The sequence below is a fragment of the Dialister micraerophilus genome, assembly GCF_947090205.1.
Taxonomy (GTDB): domain Bacteria; phylum Bacillota; class Negativicutes; order Veillonellales; family Dialisteraceae; genus Dialister; species Dialister micraerophilus.
Window position 1 is genome coordinate 21,941 of record NZ_CAMUNF010000002.1, and the last position, 25,857, is coordinate 47,797.

Below are 25,857 nucleotides of genomic sequence, written 5' to 3' on the forward strand. Positions count from 1 at the left end.
TTTTTACCATTCAAACTCATCAATAATTTCACAAATAATATGAGCACATAATATATGCATTTCTTGTATTCTCGCCGTTATATCGGAAGGAATTACTAAAGAAATATCAGAAATATTTTCTAAAATTTTTCCATTTTTGCCTGTAAAAGCTACAGTTTTAATTCCGTTTTTATTCGCCGTATTTATAGCATTAATTACACTTTTGCTTTGACCGCTCGTAGATATACCTATTAATACATCACCAGAATTACCTATAGATTCGACCTGCCTGGAAAAAACACAATTATATTCATAGTCATTACTTATCGCTGTCAATATAGAAGTATCTGTAGTAAGTGCAACAGCGGGCAAACTTTTTCTGTTTTTTGAATATCTTGCAACAAATTCTGCAGCTATGTGTTGTGAATCTGCAGCACTTCCACCATTTCCACATACTAAAATCTTATTTCCGGATTCAAATGCATTTTTACATAAATTTGCAATTTTTTCAATTTGAGGATATAAAATTTCAGATTTTTTTAATACATTTTCATGGCTATTAAAAGCGTTTTCAATAATTGAAATCATAATTTTTTATTTTCCTTAACTTCTTTATCTAAACTATTTTCATTGGATTCTTTACGCATAAGCATTCTCAACTCACTCATAAAACTTTCCAAATCTTTAAACTCTCTATAAACTGAGGCAAATCTGACATATGAAACTTGATCGAGTTCTTTCAACTCTTCCATAATCCAATTACCTATAGTTTCTGTATATATTTCTTGTTTTAATGCATTGTAGACTTTAATTTCAATTTTCTCTACAACTTGTTCTATTTGCTCAGTTGATATATTACGTTTTTCACAAGCACGTATCAATCCGTTACGTATCTTATTTTTATCGAAAAGTTCTCTTGTTCCGTCTTTTTTTATAACACGTACCGGTGTACTTTCTATTGATTCATATGTAGTAAAACGCTTTTTACAAGTTAAACATTGTCTCCTACGTCTTATAGAAGTACCGTCATCCGTATCTCTGGAATCTGTAACTTTGGTATCTTTATTTTTACAAAATGGACATTTCATAATAAACTCTTTTCGTAAAAAAAGAGTCGCACAACAACCGGTGCGACTCTTTACATTATTTCTTAAGAAATTCCGGAACTGCTATAGATGTATTATTCACACTACTTCTAAAACTATTTGTCCCTACAGTTCCACGATTTTTCTTTGATTCAAATCCGGTTGCAATAACAGTTATTTTTACCGTATCGTCTCCCAAATTCGGATCGACTGAAGTACCCCAAATAATGTTTGCATCCGGATCTGCAGCTTCCGTAATAATTTGAGATGCTTCATTTATCTCAAACAATCCCAAATCTTCATTACCTGTAATACTTATAATAATTCCTTTAGCTCCATCTATACTGCGTTCAAGTAAAGGACTGTTGATAGCCATAGTTGCAGCATCACTTGCACGATTGTCACCGGTACCTACACCGATTCCCATAAGCGCTTCACCTTGGTCACTCATAATTGTGCGAACGTCAGCAAAATCCAAATTTATTATTCCCGGAACTGTAATCAAATCGGAAATTCCCTGTATACCTTGTCTTAATACGTCATCTGCGGTTTTAAATGCATCTTTTACCGATGTCTTTTTATCAATAACGCCTAACAACTTATCATTAGGTACAATTAAAATTGCATCTACACTTTCTTTTAACTTTTCAATTCCTTCTATAGCGTTTCTCATACGAACTTTACCTTCAATGGTAAATGGCTTTGTTACAACTGCAACGGTCAAAGCACCTAATTCTCTGGCACATTGTGCAACTACAGGAGCAGCTCCTGTACCTGTTCCTCCACCCATTCCTGCTGTAACGAATACCATGTCCGCGCCGGATAAAGAGCGCATTAAATCATCTCTTGATTCTTCAGCTGCTTGTTCACCTATTTCCGGTTTAGCACCTGCGCCCAAGCCTTTCGTTACCTTTTCACCTATCTGAATTTTCTCGCCTGCATTAGATTTATCCAGAACTTGAATTTCTGTATTTACGGCAATGAAATCAACACCTTGAACCTCAGCTTCAATCATACGATTTACAGCGTTATTTCCACCACCACCAACACCGATAACTTTAATTTTTGCAATTCCCGAACCTTCCATGTCTGCTCCTCCTTATATATTAGCGGATTATATCTATAAAAGTCATATTTTCTTCAATGTATTTAATATCTTTTATTTTACAATACTTTATTGCAATTCGCCACTAATTGCAAATTTAAAATTATTTTTTTAATTTTATGAATGGTGAAGAAGTATTTGCATCAATATATTCTACAGACAATTGACGTGAACTTATATCTCCAACCATATTTTCCGCCAATTTTGCCTGATCTGCAATATTTTTACCGTTACCCAATTTTACAGCTATACCGCTTCGTGTATAAGCGATTATATTATCTTTATTTCCTATATTGATTTCTGAAAATAATTTTACACCGTCTTCACTTAAACTATTTATAAATTTCAACGCAAGAAGTACATCTGATTCGGAAACGGTATCTCCTAAAAGAAGATTTCCCCACTTTTTCCCGGTTATCATCGGATAATTTGCTTTTTTTAATGAAGTTTCGGTTTCTATAACTAATCCTGTTTTATCCAATATAGCATAGCAAAACTCGCCTTGAACTATCACCAAAGGTTTTCTCTCTTTAACTTTTATATTTATAGTAAAAGGAAATTGTCTGCTTACATCTACCTCTTCTATACGAATATCGTTTAACAATCTTTTTTCTACATTAGATGTTCTTATTTGGAAAATATTTATAGGTTTTTTTATTTCAGCCTCAAAAAAAATATCTTCTGTTTTTATAATATCATTTCCTGTAACTGTCAAATTTCCAAAAGGTATCGGCAAAAAAAGCAATGAAACTACAATAATTATTATGAAAATTATTAAATAAAACAATACTTTAAATTTTTTATTTTTTTTATGCTTCTTTCGTTTTTTTAGAACTTTACGAATCTTCTTATCATCAAAATTCTTGTCGTTTAAATCTTTATTATCATTTTCACTGACATTTACATGTTCGTTACGTATTTTTTTTTGGAAATTTTCAAAATCATTATATTCATGCATTTTTTACTCTCTTTACACTTTATTCAGTCCTGCTCCTTCTAATATCATTTCACACAATTTAGCAAAACTTATACCTATATTTGCTGCAGATTTAGGAACCAAACTTGTTTCTGTCATTCCGGGAATTGAATTTGCTTCCAATACATAAGGAACTCCATTATGATCGGTTCTCATATCAAATCTGACTACACCTTCACATTCAGCAGCATGATATCCTTTTTCCGCCATTAATTGCATTTCACTTTTCAATTCTTCTGAAATTGGTGCCGGTACTAAATAATCAGTTGCACCCTTTGTGTATTTTGAATGAAAATCATATTGACCTGAATGTGGACAAATTTGAATCACCGGCATAGCTTTCCCATTCATTACCGGAACCGTAAATTCTTCACCATCTAAATATTCTTCTACCAAAATACGTGATTCAACTTTAAATACACGACATATTGCATCTTTTAAGTCGTTTGATTCTTTTACAATTTCTATACCTATAGTGGAACCTTCACATGCAGGTTTTAAAACTACAGGCATATTAAAATTTTTCAAGATTTGATTATTGACAAAATCAATTCCCTCTTTTTCTTTAAAAGACATAGATTTTGCCATTCTTATACCTTGTTCTTTAAAAATATGTGCAGTAAAAATCTTATCCATTGTAATTGCACTTGAACTTACACCTGATCCTGTATAAGGAATTCCGGCCAATTCAAGTAATCCTTGAATCGTTCCGTCTTCACCATATTTACCATGTAATGCCAAAAAAACTATTTCCGTATTAAGTTCTTGTAATTGCTTAAGTACGCATTCAGGATGATACTCCAAACCCACAACGGAATATCCTAATCCCGATAACGCATTAACTATAGCTTTACCTGTCTTTCTTGAAATTTCGGCTTCATCTGACGGACCACCCATCAGTACAGTAATTTTAGTATTTTTATTAATCATTATCTCTTTCCTTTATTGACATAATCAAATCTTCACCCACACGATAAATATTACCTGCACCCATAGTAATAATCATATCATCTTTTTGCATTTCATTTTTTATTGCTTCCGGAAGATCTTCCATATTTTTAATATATGTAATTTTTTTTGTTGGATGTTTCTCTTTTATTAAATCAACCAACGTTTTACCGCTTATCCCGTTAATAGGCTTCTCTCCTGCAGAATAAATGTCCGTAATAAATATTATATCCGCATTATCAAAAGCATTTGCAAATTCGTACTTCAATAAATTCGTTCTTGAATATCTATGTGGCTGAAATGCACAAATTACACGATGCTTTCCACATTCTTTCGCTGCTTTCAATGTAGACATAATTTCTGTCGGATGATGCGCATAGTCATCAACTATTTTTACCTCACCCGAGTATTTAATTTGAAACCTACGTTTAACTCCATTAAATTCCATTAATGATTTTGCTATGGTTTTAAAATCTATACCGCAAATTAAACCTGTAACTAAAGCTGCTAAAGCATTTCTGACATTATGTGTTCCCGGAATCATCAAACTTACAGTTCCCAAAAAACTTTCTTTATGATATACATCAAACATCATATGAGAATCAATATATCTTTTATTAATAGCTTTATATTCAGCATTATCAGAAGTTCCATAAGTTATATAAGAATTTTTATCCAACTTGGGTAAAATGCTTTTTACGCCTTCATTGTCAATACATAATATTGTATTTCCATTAATTTTATCTGTTTGATTAATAAATTTTATAAATGCATTTTTTATATTTTCTACTGTCAAATAGTGATCTAAATGATCGTCTTCTATATTAGTTATAACAGATATAAACGGATTGAATTTTAAAAATGATCCGTCACTTTCATCCGCTTCTGCTATTACAAATTCACCATTTCCGAAAATTGAATTTCCATTTAAATAATCCACTTTCCCACCCAGAACAACTGTCGGATGTTTTTCAGCATCACAAAAAACTTTTCCTATCATTGCCGATGTTGTAGATTTTCCATGTGCTCCTGCAACGCAAATACTTTTGCCTCCGCAAAGAATCGCTGCTAATAAATCAGATCTGTGAAATACCGGTATTTTATGTTTTTTGGCCTCCAAAACTTCTGAATTATTTTTTGAAATAGCTGTCGATACTATAAGAACATCAGCATTTTTAATATTTTGTGGATTATGCCCTACAAATATTTCCACTCCTAATTTTCTTAAATTTTCAAGTTCTGAAGAATATACATTATCAGATCCTGATATCATATATCCTTTATCTATCATTATTTTAGCCAATGCTCTCATTCCGACTCCACCGATTCCTACAAAGTGAAATCTTTTATAATTATTTAAATTCATCTTTTTCCCCACTTCGACAATTCAAACACCAATTTGGCAATCTCTTGTCCTGCATTTATTTTTTGCACTTTCTTGGTAGCCTCAGACATATATCGCAATATATCCGGATTGGCAATTAAATCTTCTATATCTTGAATTAATTCTTTCCCTGTAAGATGCTTATCTACAATCATTTTCGATGCCCCGGCAGCAACAAACACTCTGGCATTATATGTTTGATGATCTTCAGACGCATATGGATACGGTATCAATATTGATGGCAATTCTTTTGCAGCCAATTCTGCCAATCCTATAGCACCAGCTCTATAAATTACCAAATCTGAAGCTGCCAAAGCCGTAGGCATATCATGCTGGTATCCTACAATAATACTGCTTTTACCGTATTTCTTTTCACCACCGGAATTTAATGCGTTCATAACATTTTCATACTCTTTATCACCTGTAACATGATATAAGCAAAGATTTTCAGTATTTTTAAAATGATTATGAACTTCTATCATTGCATTATTTATAGCTCTGGCTCCTCTGCTTCCTCCTGCAATCAATACCATAAACGCATTTTTATCAATATTTAACTTTTGTCTCGATTCTTCTCTCTTGGCATCTATAATTTCTCTTCGCACAGGATTACCTGTATAAATACATTTTTCCGGATACTTAAATCTGAACTTTGCATCCTCATATCCAAGAGCTATTTTATCAACAAATCTGCTCAAAATTTTATTTGTTATACCAGGTATTACATTTTGTTCTTGTATTAATGTCGGTATTCCTGAAAGTGCCGCTGCAAGTAAAACAGGTCCGCATACGTATCCGCCTGTTCCGACAACAACATCAGGTTTAAAGTTTTTTATTAATTTTTTAGCTTTCCAAACACTACCGAATGTTTTGAATACAGTTTTAAAATTTTCAAATGATAAATTACGTTTCAAACCGGAAGATGAAATACCGAAAAAATCGAAACCTTCTTGTGGAATAATTTTTGCTTCCATTCCTAAAGGTGTTCCGACAAACAATATTTCTGCTTCTTCAATTTGCAAAATTTCTCTGGCAATTGTTATACCGGGATAAATATGACCGCCTGTCCCGCCTCCGGATATAATTATTTTTTTCATTAAGCACCTACTTATTGCATAGAATTTACAATTCTTTTAAAATCATTTCCACGCTCTGCCATATTTTTATACATATCAAAACTTGAACATGCAGGCGACAAAATAATTATATCTCCCGCTTCGGCAAACTTTGTTGCTTTATAAACGGCATCTTCCATATCTTTTGCTCTTGTTATATTGGAAACTCCCTCGTTTATTGCAACTTTCTCAAATCTTTCCGTTGCTTCTCCGATTAATATCAATTCTTTTGTATGTTCTTTAACTTTTTTCATGTATTCGGAAAGAGGTATACCTTTATCATGTCCACCTGCAATCAGTATCACAGGTTTATCAAAAGCTTCCATACCTTTTATAGAAGCATCTGTGTTTGTAGCTTTAGAGTCATTATAGTAATTTATATCTTTAAATTTTCTTACAAATTCTATTCTGTGAGGCAATCCCTTAAATTCTTTTAAAGCTGCTCGAATAGCCTCTAAAGAAATTCCGCTGAAAAATGCTAAAAATGATGCGGCTAAGGCATTTGCATAATTTTGTTTACCTTTTATTTGTAACTCATTTATGTTACAAATATTAATCTTATTACCTTTATATGAAATTACAAGCTCTTCCCCATCAAGAAAAGCTCCGTTGTCAATATTTTTTTGTATACTGAACAAACATACATTGGTATGCTTATTCGCCATTTCAGTCAGTTCATTCGTATATTTATCATCTGCATTTAAAAGAATACAATTTTCAAAATTCATATTCTCAAAAATTCTTGCTTTTGCTTGAACATAAGCTTCCATTGTATGATGACGTTCTAAATGATCAGGTGTAATATTTAAAATTGCAGCTGCTTTGGGTTTAAAATTTTTAATAAATTCCAACTGAAAACTTGAAACTTCGGCTGCTATTATACTTTTCTCATCAATTAAATCAGCTTTATCACTTAATGAAACTCCTAAATTTCCGGCAACTGCGAATTTTTTACCGGAATTTTTAAGCATAAGTCCCAATAATTTTGTTGTCGTTGTTTTCCCATTAGTTCCTGTTACCGCTAAAATTGATGCTTTTGTAATACAAAAAGCCAATTCTATTTCACTTATTACTGCAATATTTCTTGCTAAAGCTTCCCTTACCAAAATATTTTCTAATGATATTGACGGAGACACCACAACAGTATCTATGCCTTTCAACTGTTCATTTGTCTGAATTCCAAAATAAAATTTAACACCTTTCTTTTTAAATACTTGATATTCTTCCGTATTTTGAAAAGAATTATTTAAGTCTGAAATAACAACATTACAGTTATGTCGAAGCAAAACATGTGCAGCTCCCACTCCACTAATACCCGCTCCGATAATTAAAACATTCTTCATGTTTCCCCCTCGGATATTATTTTTTTCAATAACAATTAGTATATAACTTTATTTTTAAATAAACAACCTTATCAAGCATTATTTATAATCATAAACAATGTTCCAAACGCAATAAAAAATTCAAAAGTCCAAAATGCCCATACAACTTTTGTTTCTTTCCATCCTGAAAGCTCAAAATGATGATGAATAGGACTCATTTTAAAAATTCTTTTCTTATACAACTTAAATGAGGTAACCTGAATTATCACAGATAATGCCTCAATAACAAAAATAAATCCAAATAAAATCAAAAGTAATTCACTTCTCGTAAGTACAGAAACGGCCGCAATTGTTCCGCCTAAAAAAAGCGAACCTGTATCCCCCATAAATACTTTTGCAGGATTATAGTTGAAAAATAAAAATCCTACACAACATCCAACAACAATCAGACACATATAACTAAGATCGATATATCCGCTTAAATAGCAATATGCGGAATAAGCGGCAAACGCAATTGTACAACATCCGCTTGCCAATCCATCCAAACCGTCAGTCAAATTTACTGCGTTAGATGCTCCTATAATTACAAGAACCACAAATGGATAATATAACCATCCTAATGATATATCATAATTTAAAAAAGGTATTGAAATTGCAGTAGGAATTTTTAAAATCTCTACTACCCCATAGCAAAATACAACGGATAAAAATAATTGACCCAACAATTTTTCTTTGGCAGTTAAACCCAAATTACGTTTTTTTCTGGCTTTTATAAAATCATCTAAAAATCCTAAAAACCCATGCCCTACCGCTACAAAGAGGAAAAGTATAGATTGGGCAGAAATCAAACCGTTCATAACTGAAACCGCAATAAAACTTATAATCATAAAAATTCCGCCCATTGTCGGTGTTCCTGATTTAGCTCTATGCGCTTTAGGACCTTCTTCTCTAATAGATTGCCGTGCTTTTAACTTACGTAAAACCGGCATACCTATAAAATATAAAATAACAACTGCCAATATTGCTTCTATCAAATAAAAGAAAAAATTTTTATCCATTATTTCTCTAACTCTTCTTTCAGTAAATCAGGTATCGTATACATCTGCATTGAATGCGACCCTTTTAATAAAAAAACATCTCCTGCTTTTGCTATATTTAAAATGTATTCCGCAGCTTCTTTACAAGTATCGAAAGAATATATCATTTTCATGCCTTTTTCTTTTGCACCTTTTGCTATAAATTTTGCCAAATCTCCGACAGTAATTATTCCACAAAATCCCATATCTGCCGCTTTTAATCCTATTTCATAATGAAATTTTTCTTCATTTTCCCCAAGCTCTTTCATATCGGCAAGAACCAAATATTTATTTTTGGCAGATATTTGCTTCAAAGAACAAAGAGCCATTTCCATAGACAACGGATTTGCATTATATGCATCATCAATAATTTTAATTCCATTAATTTCAATTAATGATTGCCTACCCGCTCTTGGAGAAAAATCACTCAAAACTCTTTGTATTTTTGTAACATCAACACCTAAAATACGTGCCGTAGAAGTTGCTGCTAAAGCATCGTAAACATTATGTATTCCTAAAAGTTTCAAATTTACTTTAAAAGCTTCATCAAAACATACGCAAGTATATTTTGTACCGAAGTTTTCAAAACTTACCTTTTCTCCATAGACGGTATAATTACCGTTTAATCCATAATAAATAACTCTACCTTTGAAATTTTCTCCCATCTTTTTGACAAATGAATCATCACCATTTAAAACTGCAATTCCATTTTCAGGTAATGATTGAATCAATTCACCTTTTGCTTTTGCAATATTTTCCTTACTACCCAATATACCTATATGTGAAGTCCCGACATTAGTAATAACACCTATAGTAGGTTTTGCTATATTACATAATTCTTCAATCTGTCCAAAACCTCTCATTCCCATTTCTACGACACATGCATCATGTTCTTTTGTGATATTAAGTAATGTCAAGGACAGTCCGATTTCATTGTTATTATTTTTTTCAGTAGAACACACATTGAATTTTGAGGAAAGTAAAGCGGAAATCATATCCTTAGTAGTTGTTTTCCCATTTGATCCGGTTACGGCTACTACAGGTATATCAAAACGCATTCTATTAAAATGCGCTAAATCTTCAAAAGCCTTTTTAGTATCTTTAACTAAAAACACCGTACAATCTTCAGATATTTTTTCCAAACACTCAGAATCGGAAATAATTACAGCCGAAGCCCCTTTTTTGCATGCATTAATTACAAAATCATGCCCGTCAAAACGTTCTCCTTTTAAAGCTATAAATAAATCATTTTCCTTTATTGTACGAGAATCTATACTCACATTAAAGCAAACTCCCGTTTTTTTACCGCTGACCAGCTCAGCATTTGTTGCTTTTTTTATCTCATTGAAAGAAAAAGATGCCATAAATTTAACCTCTTAATACTCTCCTTGCCTCTTCACGATCATCGAAGTGAATTGTTTTATTCTTCAATATCTGATAATCTTCATGACCTTTTCCGGCAATAATCACTATATCATTAACTCGTGCAATTTCAATAGCTTCTTTAATTGCACTTCTTCTATCAACTAAAACTTTATATTTACAATTATATTTTTCGGCATTTTCTTTAACACCTTTTACTACTTGTTCAACAATAGAATTCGGATCCTCAGTACGTGGATTATCACTAGTTACTATAGCAATATCTGAATACTTTGCAGCAATTCTTCCCATTATCGGACGTTTCATAGGATCCCTGTCTCCTCCACATCCGAATACAACTATAATTTTACCGGTTGTTATTTCTCTTGCTGTTATTAATATATTTTCCAATCCATCGGGAGTATGTGCATAATCAACCACAACGGGAAATTCCTGACCTTCATCAATTAATTCAAAGCGTCCCGGAACATTAGTAAAATCAGTTAATGCCTTTATTATAAAATTAAAATCTATTCCCTCTGAAATTGCTGCACTCATTGCCGCCATAATATTATAAACATTAAATCTTCCCATCAATTTTACCGTAACAGGATATTCTTTATTCTTATACACACAAATAAATTTCGTGTTTTTACCTGTAAATTCAGTTGATATAACTTTAAGTTCAGCATCTCTATTCATACTGAAAGTATGCAACTTGCAAAGCTTTCTATCTTTAATGGCATCAATCATAATATGTGAATAGTCATCATCTATATTTATACAAGCATTTTTATTTGATTTTACTTGTCCTTCTTCCGAAACCATAGAAAACAATTTTGCTTTTGCATTGGCATAATTAATCATGGTTTTATGAAAATCTAAGTGATCTTCGGTTAAATTTGAAAATACTGCAGTATCAAATTCACAACCTTCTACTCTGCCCAATACCAAAGAATGTGATGAAACTTCCATGCAAACATGTGTTACTTTTGCTTTTTTCATTTTATATAATAATCTTTGCAAATCGATAACATCCGGTGTTGTATTATGTGTTTCAAACTCTTCATCACCAATCAATGCATGTATTGTTCCTATAACACCAGTTTTATATCCGGCTTTTTTTAAAATATGCGAAATTATATGAGTGGTAGTTGTTTTTCCGTTAGTTCCCGTAACAGCTATCATTCTCATACTCTTCGACGGATAATCAAAAAAAAGCGGCGCTATTTTTTCCATTACCGTTCTGGTACTTTTTACGTAAACCACAGTAACTCCTTCAGGAACTGAAATCTTTTTTTCCGCAATAATTGCGACTGCTCCTTTTTCTACCGCTTCACTTACATACTTATGACCATCTACATGATATCCGGATAAACATATAAATAAACTTCCTTCTTTCACCATCCTTGAATCTGCAGTAATATCTATAATATCCTTATCAACATTTCCAATAATTTTTATATAAGAACTATCATTCAATAACTCTTGAAGATTTTTCATTTTTTACCTCTTTCACAAATTATATTATATCGCAAAGTAGCGGCCAAAGGCCGCTACTTTTTAATCACGTATTTTTCTATGACTATCTTTAACGTCATTCATTCCATAAATAGCGGTAGACGGCATTTCCATACCTAATTCTTTTTCAGCTATTTCCTGAATTCTTGTAGGTGCTTCCAAACCTGCAACCTCCAATTTCAATCTGGCGTTTTCTCTAGATAATTCAATAACTTCAGTTCTTAAATTTCTCATAACATATCGCTCTTGATCGTTAATCAATCTGAAACAATATGTAACAGCTAAAGGCAACAATAAAATCAAAAGAATCATTTTAACGTCACGAAAAGCAATAGATGTTTTTACTTTACCTACAGAAACTTTTGCAGGTACATCAAAAGTTGTTCCAACTGACTTTGAATAGCTTAACATCTTTACATTCTGTGACAGCATATAAAATGCCTCCTTATTTTATATTTTTTCCGCAACACGAAGTATTGCACTTCTAGCTCTCGGGTTTTCTGCAATTTCTTCATCTGTCGGACGTATTCCATTTCCCAACAATTTTATTTTCCGTTGATGATTACATACACATAGAGGAAATTCCGGTGGACAAATACATTGCTTGGCAAGATTTTTAAAAGTTCGTTTTACTATCCTATCTTCCAAAGAATGAAACGTAATTATTCCTATACGACCGCCGGAAACTAAACAATCTACACAATCGTTTATTGTGCTTTCAATAATACCAAGCTCATTATTAACTTCAATGCGTATAGCTTGAAAAGTTCTTTTTGCAGGATGCGGACCGTTTTTCCTTGCCCCCAACGGTATTGCAGCTTTTATAATACTTACCAATTCACCTGTAGTTTCTATAATTTTGTTTTTCCTATAATCAACAATGAATTCTGCAATACGTTTTGCCCATCTTTCTTCACCATATTCTTTTATAATAAATGCTATTTTTTCTTCAGAATACTTATTTACAACATCATGTGCAGTTAATTCACTATTCTGATTCATACGCATATCCAACCGACCTTCATGCATATAGGAAAATCCCCTATTTGCCTCGTCCAATTGATATGAAGAAACTCCTAAATCAAAAATAAACCCATTAATTTTATTTAATTTTTTTTCTGACAATATATTTTTTATATTCGAAAAATTACTATGAACAAAATTCAAATTGCATGTGCAATCTTTCATTCTCAATTCTGCAGCTTTTAATGCATCTAAATCTTGATCTATGCCAATTAAAAGTGCACCATTTTCAACTTTTTCCGATAGAAGAGATAAATGACCCGCACCACCTAACGTACAATCTGCATAGACTCCGTTTTTATCGGTTAAAACTGCAGAAATCATTTCTCTTCGTAAAACTGTTACATGTTTAAATTCCATTTTTCTCTAAAAATCAAAATCCATAGGCATATCCAAAGACTCTGCCAATTCATCTATAGGTTGACTTTCCGTTTCTTGTTCTTTCAAAACTTCAGAGCTCCAAATTTCTATAGTTGATCCTGTCCCTATAATTCGTGCATTCTTTTTAAGTTTTGCAAGTGTTCTAAGATGTGCCGGAATTAAAATTCTACCTTGCTTATCACATTCCATTTCCGTACTTTTACCAATTAAATAACGACGTAACTGTCTTACATCTTTTTTCGTAAATGGTAGTTTTTGCAATTTTTCAATCATAGCATCCCAACGTTCACGAGGATAAATACATAAGCATGAATCCAATCCGGGTGCCAAAATGAAGGATTCGCCCAATTCTTCTCGAAATTTGGCAGGAAGAATCATACGACCTTTTGTATCAATCGTATGTGAATATTCATTCATAAACATTTTATTCTTCCACCCCCTCCACTTTCATCCACATTCTACCACAATTCACCACATATATACAACAAAATATTTGTTCTACTATATAAATTTATTTTTTAAAATAAAAAACAGATCAGCTTTCTATTTCTGATCTGTTTTCTTATTATATTTCAGTTTTTATTAAAACTTTTTTTAAAACCACATCTTTTAAAGGTTTATCTGAAAAATCAGTTTCGACATTACTTATTTCTTGTACCTTTGCATAATTTTTTACCACCTTACCAAATATAGTATGGTGATTTTGTAACCATCTTGTAGGTACTACGGTAATAAAAAATTGTGATCTTCCTGTATTTGGACCTGAATTTGCCATTGCCAACACTCCGGCTTCATCAAAAGTAAGTTCCGACACAAACTCATCCGGTATAACCTGATCCGATCCTCCATATCCCGTTCCTTCAGGATCTCCTCCTTGAATCATAAAATCAGGAATTATTCTATGAAAAATAGTATTGTCATAAAATCCTGATTCTGCCAACTTTTTAAAATTGGCTACAGTAATCGGTGTCTTTTCTTCAAACAATTCAACAACAAAAGAACCGTAATTAGTTTGAAATTCTGCATAAAGTTTATTATTCATATTTTTCTCCTGACTTAATTAGGTAATGAACAAATTTTTTTAAATATTTCTTCAGATTTTTTTACCTTGTGTTCAGAACCCATTACACACAAATAAGGTTCATTGATAACCGATTCTACCAAATCGGCAAGTTTATGAATATCCTCCAAAGTGCAATTTATAATTTCATTTCGAATTCTTTCTCTATCCTCGGCGGTACTTCCTTTAAAATAATCTGCCGCAGCTCTATCACCTAACATTGATGGAGTAAACTGTACTTCTTCTGCAGCCATAGTACCTATTACATATTTCGTCATTTCACGCTCTGAAATTTTCAAGTTACGTAAATAATCTGGAATACCCTTGAATACATCTAAAGTTTCTTTCAAATTGGGATCACGATATGAACATAAAACAGCATTTCCATTCGGTGAAAATTGAACAAATGCCCCATATGCACCACCCAACACTCTAACCTTCTTCCAAAGATAATCATATCTTAAAATTGTTTCCATTACACGAACGGCTCCGGTATATTTAAATCCGTACTTTTTAAAATTTCCACCTTTAGATACATAATTAACTTTGCCTGAAGTCAAAAAGCCTTCATTATAACAATCATTATTGAATTCAAATGAATTTTTATTGTTTTTCTCACCGATTTCCATATCACAAATAAGAGTCTTAACTAAATCTTTTACACTTTGACTGTCTTTTTCATTTCCTATAACTTCAATTGTCAAATTATTACGTGTAAATATTTTTGCCGATACACTCTCAAGTTTTTTTACAATTTCATCATAATTCTTATCATAGTTATTTACTAAATCTGCCAAGAAATAATAATAACTTAATGCCAATTTTTCGGTAAACTCACCTGTTTTCGAAAAATAAGAAATCAAACGGTTCATTGTGAGCAAATGACCCCTGTCAAATACCGTCATATCCCATTTTGTTTTCTCGGAGAGAATTAATTCTTTTAGACGTTTTCTTTCAGTATATTCGGTATGACAAATAATTTCTTTCAATAATTCCACCATACATTTATTATTAGCTGTCAAAGCTTTACCACCCACTTCAAATGTCGGAATATATTTATCGGAATTATTATAGTCACCAAAGCACATAACGCTGAAATTAATTCCACCAGTATTGGAATTTTCTAAACGTGTAAGTTCTCCATATGTATATTTCTGAGTATCCATTGAACCGAGCAAAGATGTCAAAAGATTTGCATAGAAAATGTCATTTTCATTGATTCCGAAAAGATTAAAAAATAACCTTACATACGAAATTCCTGAAGTATTGACATCGTAATGTAAATAATCTACACCGTTAACGAAATCCTTCTTTATTTTTTTCTCGGTAATAATTCTCTTAAGATCTTTACGTTCGAGCAAAGGTATTGTTTTTAATGCATCTTCGCTATCTTTTGAAGCCTGACGCACTTTAAGCTTCTTGGTATTTTCAACAATTTCATTTAATTGCTCTTCACTTAAACTGTTCTTAAAAGCTTCCAATTTTTGCGCAGTTAAAGCATTTTTCTTTTCTGTTAAACCTTTTTCCGGTTCCATTGTTATCAAAACTTGATGATTATTTTTGATAACATATTTTAAAATTAAATTTTCAAAATAATTTGTATCTATAAACTTTTTCAATTGCTTTAAATTATCAAAATATTTTAAAGCATCCATCGGATTTCTATCATACAACCACAATTCCATTGCTCTGATTCCATAGAATAATCCTTTTGGACGTCCTCTATAATCATTTTCTCTTAAAGTAAACTCTATACGATTTATAGCAGCTTTAAGCATTGATTTATCAATACCGTTTAATGCCAATGCACGTAAAGTTTCGTCAATAATCTCTTCAAACTTTTTTTGATTATTTACATCTGTTCCCGATAATTGAATAGTCCATACAGGTTGTTTGTATCCGTCAGTATATGAACCCGACAATTCACTTCCCAATTCTGCATCCAAAACAGCCTTTTTAAGTGGAGCCCCTTCAATTTCTATAAGCACGTAATTCAAAACTTCAAATGCCAATGAATCCAAAGTGCTCATATGATCGTTAAAAGCTGTATATAATGCATGAATAGCTTTTTTATCGGTACTTTCGCTTTCAGAAATTCCATACTTTCGATTTATCACTTCGCGTTTCTTGAAAGGTACTTGTGTTTTAATTTGTGAATCAATTTTCTTTTCATTGAAATTACTCAAGTATTCACTGTCAATAAAATTCAAAGTTTTTTCTATATCCATATCTCCATACAAAAATATATAACTGTTTGAAGGATGATAAAACTTTTTATAAAATTCTACAAATTCCTTATAAGATAAAGCAGGAATAACTTCCGGATCACCTCCGGATTCTACCCCATAAGTTGTATCTGGAAATAGCTTTTCCATTGCAAAATTTTCCATAATTGCATCTCCGGAAGAAAGTGCACCTTTCATCTCGTTATATACAACTCCGTTATAAGTTAATTCAGAATCCTTATCTTCAAGTTCATAATGCCAACCTTCTTGCATTAAAATTTGAGGATCATCGATACAATTAGGATAAAATACTGCATCTAAATATACATCCATCAAATTATGAAAATCTACTGCATTTCTGCTTGCCACAGGATACATTGTCTTATCAGGCCATGTCATAGCATTAAGAAACGTATTAAGAGACCCTTTGACAAGTTCTACAAACGGTTCTTTCAACGGAAATTTTCTGGACCCGCATAATGTAGAATGCTCCAAAATATGCGGTGTGCCTTTAGAATTGTCCGGAGGTGTACGAAATCCTATAGAAAACACCTTGTTATCATCGGTAGTGTCCAAGTATAACAATTTGGCTCCTGATTTTTCATGAACCATCAAATATACATCTGAGTTCACCTCTTGTATAAATTGATTTTGCTTTATTTTAAATCCTCCGATTACGTCGCCTTTATTAAATTTCATAAACAACCTCCTTAACTTATAAAGACCGGTAAATCCGGTTCTTTACTAAGTCTATAAATTATTAAAAAATTCAGAATGAATACGTTGTACTGCATCTTTAACATTCTTTTCAAGTATAATAAACGATATGCTTATATCTGTTTTAAAAGCTATATCTACAGCAATATCAACATCATCAAGCGCTTTAATAACCCTTGATAAAACGTTTTCTGAATCAAGCATATCCACACCAACCACAGAAACTTTAGCAATATTTGATTCATATGCAATACTGTCAAATAATTTTTCGCTCTTTAAAGAAGCCAAAATAATTTTAGCATCTTCCAAATCAGTATGTTTTATCGTAAAAATAATATTCTTATTATCTCTAATAAACATATCTGCACTTATATTATTCTTTATAAGTTCATTTTTTATAATATCTACAATATTTTCTTCATTTTTAAATCCAGTAATTAAAACTTTAGAAACATTTATGTCATGAGTTACACCTTTAACCGCGTATTTATTATTTTTTGTTTTACAAGTTTCTTTTATTACAGTTCCTTCATTTTTGGAAAAAGTAGATCTTACATGTATAGGAATATGGTATTGCAATCCTATTTCAACACTTCTGGGTTGCATAACTTCAGCACCCAAACGTGCCATTTCCAACATTTCAGCATTTGTGATTTCTTTCATTTTTACAGCATTATGAACATATCTGGGATCTGCTGAATAGACACCTTCTACATCTGTAAAAATTTCACATATGTCAGCGTGCATAGCTCCGGCCAATGCAACTGCAGTAGCGTCACTTCCACCTCTACCCAATGTGGCAACATTTCCATTTGAATTAATTCCTTGAAATCCGGCAACAATAACTATATTCCCGTTTTCCAATTCATTAAACACTCGTTTTGGATTTATTTCTGCTATAAAAGATTTTCCATAATCACCTTTTACAAAAATCCCTGCTTGTTCTCCTGTCAAAGAAACAGCACTCACACCGAGATTCATAAATGTCATTGCCAACATGGAAATGGCTACCTGTTCCCCTGTCGCAAGTAAAACATCCATTTCTCTGCCATGCTTCTCTTTAGTTACTTTACCGGCTAATTTAATTAATTCATCAGTTGTATTTCCCATTGCAGATACAACAATAACTATTCGATCATTTTCTTTTTTTTCGTATATTACACGCTTGGCAACACCTATCATTTTTTCCGGTGTTGCAACAGAACTTCCACCAAATTTTTTTATGTAAAGAGACACGTTTACCCCCACTTTCATGACTCTTAATTAAGCTATTTCAGATTTTATCATGTTGTAAATATACTGTAAAGAAAACTTGAAAATTTTAAAATATATTTGATTTTAAATAAAAAAACCTGTAATAACAGGTTTTTTACTACTGAATACGCTCTCTGATTGTAAATGATAAAGATAAGTGCGATATATATTCAATAGGATTTCCATACTTATCTTTTCCCGGAATAAAAACCCACTGCATAGCAGCCTCCAGTGCATTTTGATCCAAAACTGCATCTCCACAGCTTTCAACAACCCATGCTTTCGAAACAATTCCGTCAGTATTTATTCGTATATCTAAACTCACTTTTCTTTGTATATCTGAATTATCATTTATTCTTCTCTCAGGATATGTAGGAAAAACTGATTTTATAGCTATAGGTTCTGTTGCTACCAAGTCACTATCATTTTCACCGGTACCGTTTCCTATACCATCGCCTACTCCATCGCCTATACCATTACCTCTTCCATTACCCTGCCCGTTACCGACGCCGTTACCTATACCACTTCCAATTCCGTTACCGTTTCCTGTACCTATACCGTTACCTTTTCCTGAACCTTTGCCTTCTCCTTCTCCGGTTCCGATTCCTCCACCTTTACTTGTCCCCGTACCTGTAATTGAACCTTTATCGAATAAACTGCTTGTCTCTTTATCAATTAATTTACTTTCACAAAAGCTCAAATCAGATAAATCGATAGAATTATTTAAAGAATCAAATACTTCAGATAATGCACTTTTTCCAATATTATTAATTTGCTGCTCATCGGAATTTGAGGATTCCGTCAAATTTTTACCTCGACTTCCTCCACCGCCGCCTCCTCCGCCTCCGCCGTCAAGAGTAACTTCTACAACAGTTTCTTTTTTTTGCGTTGGAGTAATACAAACAACAGCACCTATAATTCCCACAAATACAATGTGTACAATCAAAGAGACCCCGTATGCGGATAACCATTTTTTCTTATCTTTACCCATAGCTCGCCTCATCAACTTTTGTTTTCAGAAGAATCTACTGCAATACCTATTTTTTCTATACCTATAGATTTAAGTTCGTCAATTACAAATACAAAATTCTTATGCTTTGACCTTTCATCTGCACGTATAATTACTGATAAATTAGGATTTACTTTTTTAGCAATTTCCATTCTTGCTCTAAAATCCGATTTTTCAATTTTTTGTTTTTCTACATAAATTGTTCCTTCAGAATCTATTGCAATCGGCAAATTTGAAGTTTGTTCCATTTGTGATGTAGATGCTTTGGGTAAATTTAAGTCTATAGATTTTTGAGAAACCATAGTAAGCATGCTCACCATAAAGAATACAAGCAAAAAGAAAATTATATCTATCATCGGTATAATCATTATCTTAGGTTTTTTTTCAAACATAAGAGATTTTAATTTCATTCCGATTCTCCTTCTATCATGGTTAAATAAACAGTAGATATTTTTTCAATATCCAAAATCAATTTATTTACACGAGCTGTTAAATATGTATATGCTAAAAGTGCCATTATCGCAACACCTAATCCGGTGGCAGTACATACCAGAGCTTCTGCGACGCCTGATGTAACAGCAAACGGTTGCCCGCTAACTACTGAAAGAACATTAAAAGAGCCAATCATACCTACAACAGTTCCTAAAAGTCCCATCAAAGGAGATAATGTAACGATAACATCTAAATATGTTATATACTCTTTTAACTTGCCTATAGCATGTATAGCGGCACTTTCTATTATTTTTTCTTGACTTGAAGCTCTGTTTGTTGAATTGATACCTTCGAGTATAATTTGCGCAGGTATCCCTCCGTCTTTTTCCAATATAAACTTCAAAGTTTTATTTCCTTTAATATTACCGCTTTCCTCAATATTTTTTATCAAATGAGCAATATTTGATTCTGATTTTTTATAATATTTAACTCTTTCAATAAAAATAGCAATAACTGCAATAGAACAAAATATCAGCGGATACATCATAATTCCACCGGCATTAATTAAGTGTAATATATACATAAATTCCTCCGAAAATTAATATTTTTTATCTTGTAAGAGAATATCATAGGCTAAGTCTAAACGTCAAATTATATTTACCTAATTTTTATTTTTTTTATTTTTTTAAACATATAAAAAATAAAAAATGTGCATTACCTAAAATGCACATTTTTTATTTTATCACTAAACGTTTTGAAGTTTTTTCAAAAGTATTCCGTTTACAACTCTCGGATTTGCTTTACCTTTAGTAGCTTTCATAATTTGTCCCATCAAGAATCCTACAGCTTTTTTCTTTCCTTGCTTGAAGTCATCTACAGATTGAGGATTTTTTAAAATTACATCATCTACTATGGATTCTAAAGCACTTGTATCACTAATTTGAACAAGTCCCTTTTCCTTTACAATAAGTGCGGGTTCTTTATGTGTTTCCCACATTTCTTTAAATACTTGTTTTGCAATTTTACCTGAGATAACACCCTTTGATATAAGATCCAACAACGCTGCTAAATCTTTTGCCGTCACAGGAGTATCTTCAATTTCCAAACCGGAATCCGATAAATGACTCATAAATTCTCCCATAAGCCAATTAACGGTTGCTTTAGGCTCAGCTCCGGCTTTCACAATCTCTTCAAAATAATCTGACAATGATTTATTATTCGTCATCATTTCAGCATCATCTGAACTTAATCCGAAATCTTTAATGTATCTTGCTTTTCTCACATCAGGCAATTCAGGTAAAGTACTATTGATGTTTTCAATATACTCTTCACTTACAGTAAACGGCACCAAATCAGGTTCAGGGAAATAACGATAATCGTTAGCCTCTTCCTTTGAGCGCATGCTCTTTGTTATGCCTTCTTTTTCATCCCATGTTCTTGTTTCTTGAATAACTTTTCCACCTTCTTCAAGCAATTCTGCTTGCCTTATAGCTTCATATTCAATTGCTCTTCCTACTCCACGGAATGAATTAATATTTTTTATTTCAGTTTTAGTTCCAAGTTTTGTAGTTCCTGCCGGTCTTACGGATATATTTGCATCGCAACGCAAACTTCCTTCTTCCATTTTGCAATCTGAAATCCCAACATATTGTAAAATTGTACGAAGTTTTTCCATATAAGCAACAGCTTCTTCAGCAGACCTCATATCAGGTTCGGATACAATTTCCAATAATGGCGTACCTGTTCTGTTATAATCTACCAATGAGTAATCCGAATCGGTAATAGATGTTCCATGATGTACAAGCTTACCTGCATCTTCTTCCATATGTGCACGTGTAATATTTATGCGTTTTTTTACACCTTCAACTTCTATATCTAAATATCCGGGGCCACAAATAGGTAAATCAAATTGTGACGTTTGAAAATCTTTTGGTAAGTCCGGATAATAGTAATTCTTTCTGTCAAATTTACTATAGCTTGCAATTTTACAATTTAATGCCAAACCCGCACGAACTGCAAACTCCAAAACCTTTTCATTCAAAACCGGCAATACTCCGGGTAATCCCAAACAAACAGGACAAACATTAGTATTAGGATCTGCACCGAAAGAAGTTTTACAACTGCAAAATATTTTTGTATTGGTTCTCAATTCTGTATGAACTTCAAGACCGATAACTGCCTCATATTTCATGCTTATGCCTCTCCTTTCGTAGTTTTATTTAAATCCAAATGTGCTTGTTCAAATGTATATGCCGCTCTCAAAATTGTTTCTTCTCCCAATGTAGGTCCTATAAGTTGCATTCCCAACGGCATACCATCTTTGTATCCGACAGGAATACTTATAGCCGGTGCACCTATTAAATTTGCCGGTACTGTACATATATCTTCCATATACAATGACAACGGATCTTTAAAGGCTCCAAACTTAAATGCTGTTCCGCTTGCAGCCGGTGCAACTATAACATCACAAGTTTTATATGCCTCTTCAAATTCATTTTTAAGTAAGGTTCTTACTTTTAAAGCTTTTAAATAAAACGCATCATAATAACCTGCAGAAAGTACGTATGTTCCAAGCATAATACGACGTTTTACTTCTTCACCGAAACCGCTGCTACGAGTATTTATATACATTTCAATCAAATTTTTTCCCGGCTTACGGTATCCGTAACCAACTCCGTCATAACGGGAAAGATTTGAACTTGCTTCAGCAGGCGCAATAATATAATAAATTGAAACACAAGCTGAAATATGAGGTAATGAAATGTCCACTATTTCAGCGCCTTCTTTTTCATAAAAACTCAACGCTTTTTTTATAGCTTCTTTAGTTTCTTCTTTAATACCTTTTCCGAAAAATTCTTTTGCAACTCCTATGCGAAGTCCCTTAACATCTGAAATTAATGCTTTTTTATAATCTTTCTTTTCTTGCGGTATAGAAGTAGAATCTTTTTTATCATATGCTGCAATAGAATTCAAAACTATTGCAGCATCAGTTACATCTTTAGTAATAGGTCCAATTTGGTCCAAAGAAGATGCGAATGCCAAAAGTCCATATCTTGATACCAATCCGTATGTAGGCTTTAATCCTACCAATCCTGTAAAAGAAGCTGGTTGTCTTACAGAACCACCGGTATCCGAACCTAAAGCCCAAACAACTTCATTCGCAGCTACGGCAGCTGCACTTCCACCGGAAGAGCCTCCAGGTACATATTCCGTATTTAAAGGATTTAATGTTTTTCCAAATGCTGAATTTTCGGTACTGCTTCCCATAGCAAATTCATCTAAATTTGTTTTTCCTAAAGAAACATAATCTTGTTTTTCCAACTGTTCAATAACTGTTGCATTATACGGTGGAATAAAATTCTCAAGCATTTTAGATGCTGCTGTACATGGTAATCCCTTAGTGCATATATTATCTTTTATTGCTCCGGGAATACCCGCGATTTCTGATATAACTTCTCCGGACTTTATTTTATTATCAACTCTTTCTGCCGCTTGCAATGTACGCTCATCATTAGTTGATAAAAATGCATGAATTTTTCCATCAACATTATTTCTGTTGGCAATCATTTTTTTAGTTAATTCAACAGCAGATATATCTTTATTTACAAGTTTTTTATGTAATTCATGAATTGTATACTGACTCACCACGGCACCTCCTATATAATTTTAGGAACTTTAAAATATCCATCTTCTCTTTCAGGAGCATTGGACAATGCTTCTTCATTTGAAAGTGATTCATGAGGGATATCTTTTCTAGTTACATTAAATTGTTCTACAGCATGTGCCGTAGGTACTACACCTTCAGTATCATACTGTTTAAGTTCTTCCATATGTGTCAAAATACTGTTCATGGAATCATTCATTTTTTCTAAATCTTTATTATCAAATTCCAATCTTGAAAGAAATGCTATTTTTTTTATTTCTTCCTCATTTATTTTCATATTTACACATCCTTATCATAAATTTGTTCAATACGCTCAAAACTAAAATCAAACTTATTATAACATTTTTTACCATACATAACCATGAATTAAAAATGTTATCACTCTTATTATAATTGCAATTATGGATTATTGTTTTCCCTATCGACATTAAACATAATTAGAAATTAATTACAATGATTTTTATGCACTTTTAATTGATTTTTATGCATTACCATGATACATTAAAATTAAACAATTTAAATTTTATCTATTTATAAAGGAGGAATTTATGAATATTGCCGGAATTCAATTACGAAAAAGAAAAGGTTTCACATTTTTAGAAATACTTATCGTTGTTGTAATAATAGGTATTCTTGCAGCAATTGCAATTCCGAATTTTATCGGTATGACTGATCGTGCAAAAATTGCGCGCATACAATCCGATTTACAAGCAATAGGTGTTGCTTCTGAAATGTATTATATGGATAAAGGTTCTTACCCAGCAAAATTATCTGCTCTGGTAAATGAAAATGCTTCCGATTCATACTTACAATCTATTCCTAAGCCTCCTGTTGAAAATGATTCTTATTCATGGGATGCTGCAAAAGGTGAAGCATCTTATACTTTTAAAAATAAAAAATATTCATCCAGAAACATGACTTCATAATGAAAAAATTTTTAAAAATAGAACTTATTATACCGTTATTATATTTTCTATCCGTTCTTCCTTGCTTTATTTTGAATAATTTTACCTTTTTATCATATGGTTGGATTATTCCTGCAATTTTTGGAGCATACGAAGATTTAAAAAGCTCATTGATTTCCGACTCTTGGAGTTTATCCATAGGAATCTGCGGGCTTTTTCATGCTTTTATCTTTTCTCATATAAAATATTCACTCCTGTCTTTTATATTAACAGGAGTTTTTTACTTGATTATTTATTTTTTATTCAAAAAAGGATTCGGCGCAGGAGATGTTATTTTCTCTCTTGCGTTATCCTTATGGCTTAATCCGAAATATATTTTAATTTTTTTATGGATATCTGCATTTTCTTCTTTAATTTTTATATTTTTATATTTTCTTATATGCAAAAAACATTTTAAAAAAAATATTCCTTTTATCCCCTTCTTGACCATAGGAGGTATTATTACATATTTTTATGGATATGAAATTTATCTTATCATAGAAACCATTTTATTATAAAACTTTCTGAAAATTATAAAATATTCTGTTTTTATAACTGATATTAATTCCCTTTATCCATATATTGTTCATATATTTCATAATATTGCAAAAAGTATTATTTTCTTTGTTCATTTATAATTGTTATTCAATAAATGCTTTTATAAGTAGTCAAATAGAAAATTATACGTTTTCTGCCTTTATAGGTTATTTATGCTTTTCTTTCTCCAATCATTTATATTCCTTTCGTGCAGAAATAAAAGAGAAGTAGAGTTTTTGTTTCTCTACCTCTCTATCTTTGTTATTTTATTTTACCACTTCCAAGTAAGTATACAATAGGCTATAACTATAATCCATACAGTCGTAAAGAAAAGAATACCTAATCTATCAAAAAACTTATCTTTAAAGCTTTCTTTTTTCATGTCTTTTCCTCCTTTATTTGCCCAGTATGCTGTCTATTGCCGATGCTTTGTTTCTTGTATATGTTTTACGTGTTGTTTCTTTCTTCTTTTTCTTTTGCTTCGGTATGGTGTCTTTTGTTGCCGAGTGTATCAGTCCTGTCATGTATGTCATTCCTACCCAAGTACTTAACAGGAGTGTTCTCACAAAGTTGTCTATATCTCGTTGATCTCCTTATGCGGTCATAAGTGAGTAAAGACTTTGTGTACCTTTCATGCCTTTATCCAAATTCTGTATTAACCCTCTATAACTTTATATTGTATTTAATTAAAATATGTTTATTTTAAATCAATATTAAAATATATAAAGCAATTATTTG

General features: G+C 32.1%; 26 protein-coding genes. 2 read left to right on the forward strand and 24 right to left on the reverse strand.

Annotated features, from left to right (window positions below; genetic code table 11):
* Positions 1–3: 3 nt before the first annotated feature.
* From gmhA to gatC, 23 genes are all read right to left on the reverse strand, one after another.
* Positions 4–567 (reverse strand): D-sedoheptulose 7-phosphate isomerase, encoded by a 564-nt coding sequence (gmhA, locus tag P6922_RS01905; protein WP_007553845.1) that lies wholly within the window; start codon positions 565–567, stop codon positions 4–6.
* Positions 564–1,067 carry a transcriptional regulator NrdR gene (nrdR, locus tag P6922_RS01910; protein WP_007553906.1) on the reverse strand — a complete coding sequence of 168 codons (504 nt, stop codon included), beginning with the start codon at positions 1,065–1,067 and terminating at the stop codon, positions 564–566. The genes gmhA and nrdR overlap by 4 nt, the downstream gene beginning before the upstream one ends.
* 55 nt (positions 1,068–1,122) lie before the next feature.
* Positions 1,123–2,151 (reverse strand): cell division protein FtsZ, encoded by a 1,029-nt coding sequence (ftsZ, locus tag P6922_RS01915; RefSeq protein ID WP_007553876.1) that lies wholly within the window; start codon positions 2,149–2,151, stop codon positions 1,123–1,125.
* A 121-nt stretch (positions 2,152–2,272) separates the two neighbouring features.
* Positions 2,273–3,127, reverse strand: coding sequence for a cell division protein FtsQ/DivIB (locus P6922_RS01920; RefSeq protein ID WP_276873835.1), 855 nt, complete (start codon positions 3,125–3,127; stop codon positions 2,273–2,275).
* A gap of 12 nt (positions 3,128–3,139) precedes the next feature.
* Positions 3,140–4,075, reverse strand: coding sequence for a D-alanine--D-alanine ligase family protein (locus tag P6922_RS01925; RefSeq protein WP_276873837.1), 936 nt, complete (start codon positions 4,073–4,075; stop codon positions 3,140–3,142).
* A complete protein-coding gene (murC, locus tag P6922_RS01930) occupies positions 4,068–5,459 on the reverse strand; it encodes a UDP-N-acetylmuramate--L-alanine ligase (protein WP_276873839.1) in 1,392 nt (463 codons plus the stop codon). The genes P6922_RS01925 and murC overlap by 8 nt, the downstream gene beginning before the upstream one ends.
* Positions 5,456–6,574, reverse strand: a complete 1,119-nt coding sequence (gene murG, locus P6922_RS01935) for an undecaprenyldiphospho-muramoylpentapeptide beta-N-acetylglucosaminyltransferase (RefSeq protein ID WP_276873841.1) — start codon at positions 6,572–6,574, stop codon at positions 5,456–5,458. The genes murC and murG overlap by 4 nt, the downstream gene beginning before the upstream one ends.
* Before the next feature lie 11 nt (positions 6,575–6,585).
* Positions 6,586–7,935 (reverse strand): UDP-N-acetylmuramoyl-L-alanine--D-glutamate ligase, encoded by a 1,350-nt coding sequence (murD, locus tag P6922_RS01940; protein WP_276873843.1) that lies wholly within the window; start codon positions 7,933–7,935, stop codon positions 6,586–6,588.
* Positions 7,936–8,006: 71 nt separating this feature from the next.
* Positions 8,007–8,972 carry a phospho-N-acetylmuramoyl-pentapeptide-transferase gene (gene mraY, locus P6922_RS01945; protein ID WP_276873846.1) on the reverse strand — a complete coding sequence of 322 codons (966 nt, stop codon included), beginning with the start codon at positions 8,970–8,972 and terminating at the stop codon, positions 8,007–8,009.
* A complete protein-coding gene (locus tag P6922_RS01950) occupies positions 8,972–10,354 on the reverse strand; it encodes a UDP-N-acetylmuramoyl-tripeptide--D-alanyl-D-alanine ligase (RefSeq protein WP_276873848.1) in 1,383 nt (460 codons plus the stop codon). Before P6922_RS01950 ends, mraY begins: the two co-directional genes overlap by 1 nt.
* Before the next feature lie 4 nt (positions 10,355–10,358).
* Positions 10,359–11,855, reverse strand: a complete 1,497-nt coding sequence (locus P6922_RS01955) for a UDP-N-acetylmuramoyl-L-alanyl-D-glutamate--2,6-diaminopimelate ligase (RefSeq protein WP_276873850.1) — start codon at positions 11,853–11,855, stop codon at positions 10,359–10,361.
* Positions 11,856–11,915: 60 nt separating this feature from the next.
* Positions 11,916–12,305: a cell division protein FtsL gene (locus tag P6922_RS01960; RefSeq protein WP_007553911.1), complete on the reverse strand. Its 390-nt coding sequence runs from the start codon at positions 12,303–12,305 to the stop codon at positions 11,916–11,918.
* A gap of 18 nt (positions 12,306–12,323) precedes the next feature.
* A complete protein-coding gene (gene rsmH, locus P6922_RS01965; RefSeq protein ID WP_276873852.1) occupies positions 12,324–13,256 on the reverse strand; it encodes a 16S rRNA (cytosine(1402)-N(4))-methyltransferase RsmH in 933 nt (310 codons plus the stop codon).
* 6 nt (positions 13,257–13,262) lie between these two features.
* A complete protein-coding gene (mraZ, locus tag P6922_RS01970) occupies positions 13,263–13,700 on the reverse strand; it encodes a division/cell wall cluster transcriptional repressor MraZ (RefSeq protein WP_007553886.1) in 438 nt (145 codons plus the stop codon).
* 142 nt (positions 13,701–13,842) lie between these two features.
* Positions 13,843–14,319 (reverse strand): peptidylprolyl isomerase, encoded by a 477-nt coding sequence (locus tag P6922_RS01975; protein WP_007556481.1) that lies wholly within the window; start codon positions 14,317–14,319, stop codon positions 13,843–13,845.
* 14 nt (positions 14,320–14,333) lie between these two features.
* On the reverse strand, positions 14,334–17,261 hold the full coding sequence (locus P6922_RS01980; RefSeq protein ID WP_276873855.1) for an insulinase family protein: 2,928 nt from the start codon (positions 17,259–17,261) through the stop codon (positions 14,334–14,336).
* A 51-nt stretch (positions 17,262–17,312) separates the two neighbouring features.
* Positions 17,313–18,515: an aspartate kinase gene (locus P6922_RS01985; RefSeq protein WP_276873857.1), complete on the reverse strand. Its 1,203-nt coding sequence runs from the start codon at positions 18,513–18,515 to the stop codon at positions 17,313–17,315.
* A gap of 136 nt (positions 18,516–18,651) precedes the next feature.
* On the reverse strand, positions 18,652–19,524 hold the full coding sequence (locus tag P6922_RS01990) for an energy transducer TonB (RefSeq protein ID WP_276873860.1): 873 nt from the start codon (positions 19,522–19,524) through the stop codon (positions 18,652–18,654).
* 11 nt (positions 19,525–19,535) lie between these two features.
* Entirely contained in the window at positions 19,536–19,952 is a 417-nt protein-coding gene (locus tag P6922_RS01995; protein WP_276873862.1) for an ExbD/TolR family protein, read from the reverse strand.
* On the reverse strand, positions 19,949–20,557 hold the full coding sequence (locus P6922_RS02000; protein WP_007553897.1) for a MotA/TolQ/ExbB proton channel family protein: 609 nt from the start codon (positions 20,555–20,557) through the stop codon (positions 19,949–19,951). The genes P6922_RS01995 and P6922_RS02000 overlap by 4 nt, the downstream gene beginning before the upstream one ends.
* 162 nt (positions 20,558–20,719) lie before the next feature.
* Complete coding sequence (gene gatB, locus P6922_RS02005; protein ID WP_276873864.1) at positions 20,720–22,165, reverse strand: Asp-tRNA(Asn)/Glu-tRNA(Gln) amidotransferase subunit GatB; 1,446 nt, start codon at positions 22,163–22,165, stop codon at positions 20,720–20,722.
* A gap of 2 nt (positions 22,166–22,167) precedes the next feature.
* Positions 22,168–23,619, reverse strand: a complete 1,452-nt coding sequence (gatA, locus tag P6922_RS02010) for an Asp-tRNA(Asn)/Glu-tRNA(Gln) amidotransferase subunit GatA (protein WP_276873866.1) — start codon at positions 23,617–23,619, stop codon at positions 22,168–22,170.
* Positions 23,620–23,630: 11 nt separating this feature from the next.
* Positions 23,631–23,915: an Asp-tRNA(Asn)/Glu-tRNA(Gln) amidotransferase subunit GatC gene (gene gatC / locus P6922_RS02015; RefSeq protein WP_007554166.1), complete on the reverse strand. Its 285-nt coding sequence runs from the start codon at positions 23,913–23,915 to the stop codon at positions 23,631–23,633.
* A 271-nt stretch (positions 23,916–24,186) separates the two neighbouring features.
* Between gatC and P6922_RS02020 the strand changes: the two genes are divergently transcribed.
* Entirely contained in the window at positions 24,187–24,564 is a 378-nt protein-coding gene (locus P6922_RS02020; RefSeq protein ID WP_276873868.1) for a prepilin-type N-terminal cleavage/methylation domain-containing protein, read from the forward strand.
* The gene (locus P6922_RS02025) at positions 24,564–25,100 is read left to right on the forward strand and encodes a prepilin peptidase (RefSeq protein WP_040013910.1); all 537 of its coding nucleotides are present in this window, start codon (positions 24,564–24,566) and stop codon (positions 25,098–25,100) included. The genes P6922_RS02020 and P6922_RS02025 overlap by 1 nt, the downstream gene beginning before the upstream one ends.
* A 414-nt stretch (positions 25,101–25,514) precedes the next feature.
* Here the strand turns inward: P6922_RS02025 and P6922_RS02030 are convergent, their stop codons facing one another.
* The gene (locus P6922_RS02030) at positions 25,515–25,685 is read right to left on the reverse strand and encodes a hypothetical protein (RefSeq protein ID WP_155800643.1); all 171 of its coding nucleotides are present in this window, start codon (positions 25,683–25,685) and stop codon (positions 25,515–25,517) included.
* Positions 25,686–25,857 lie beyond the last annotated feature (172 nt).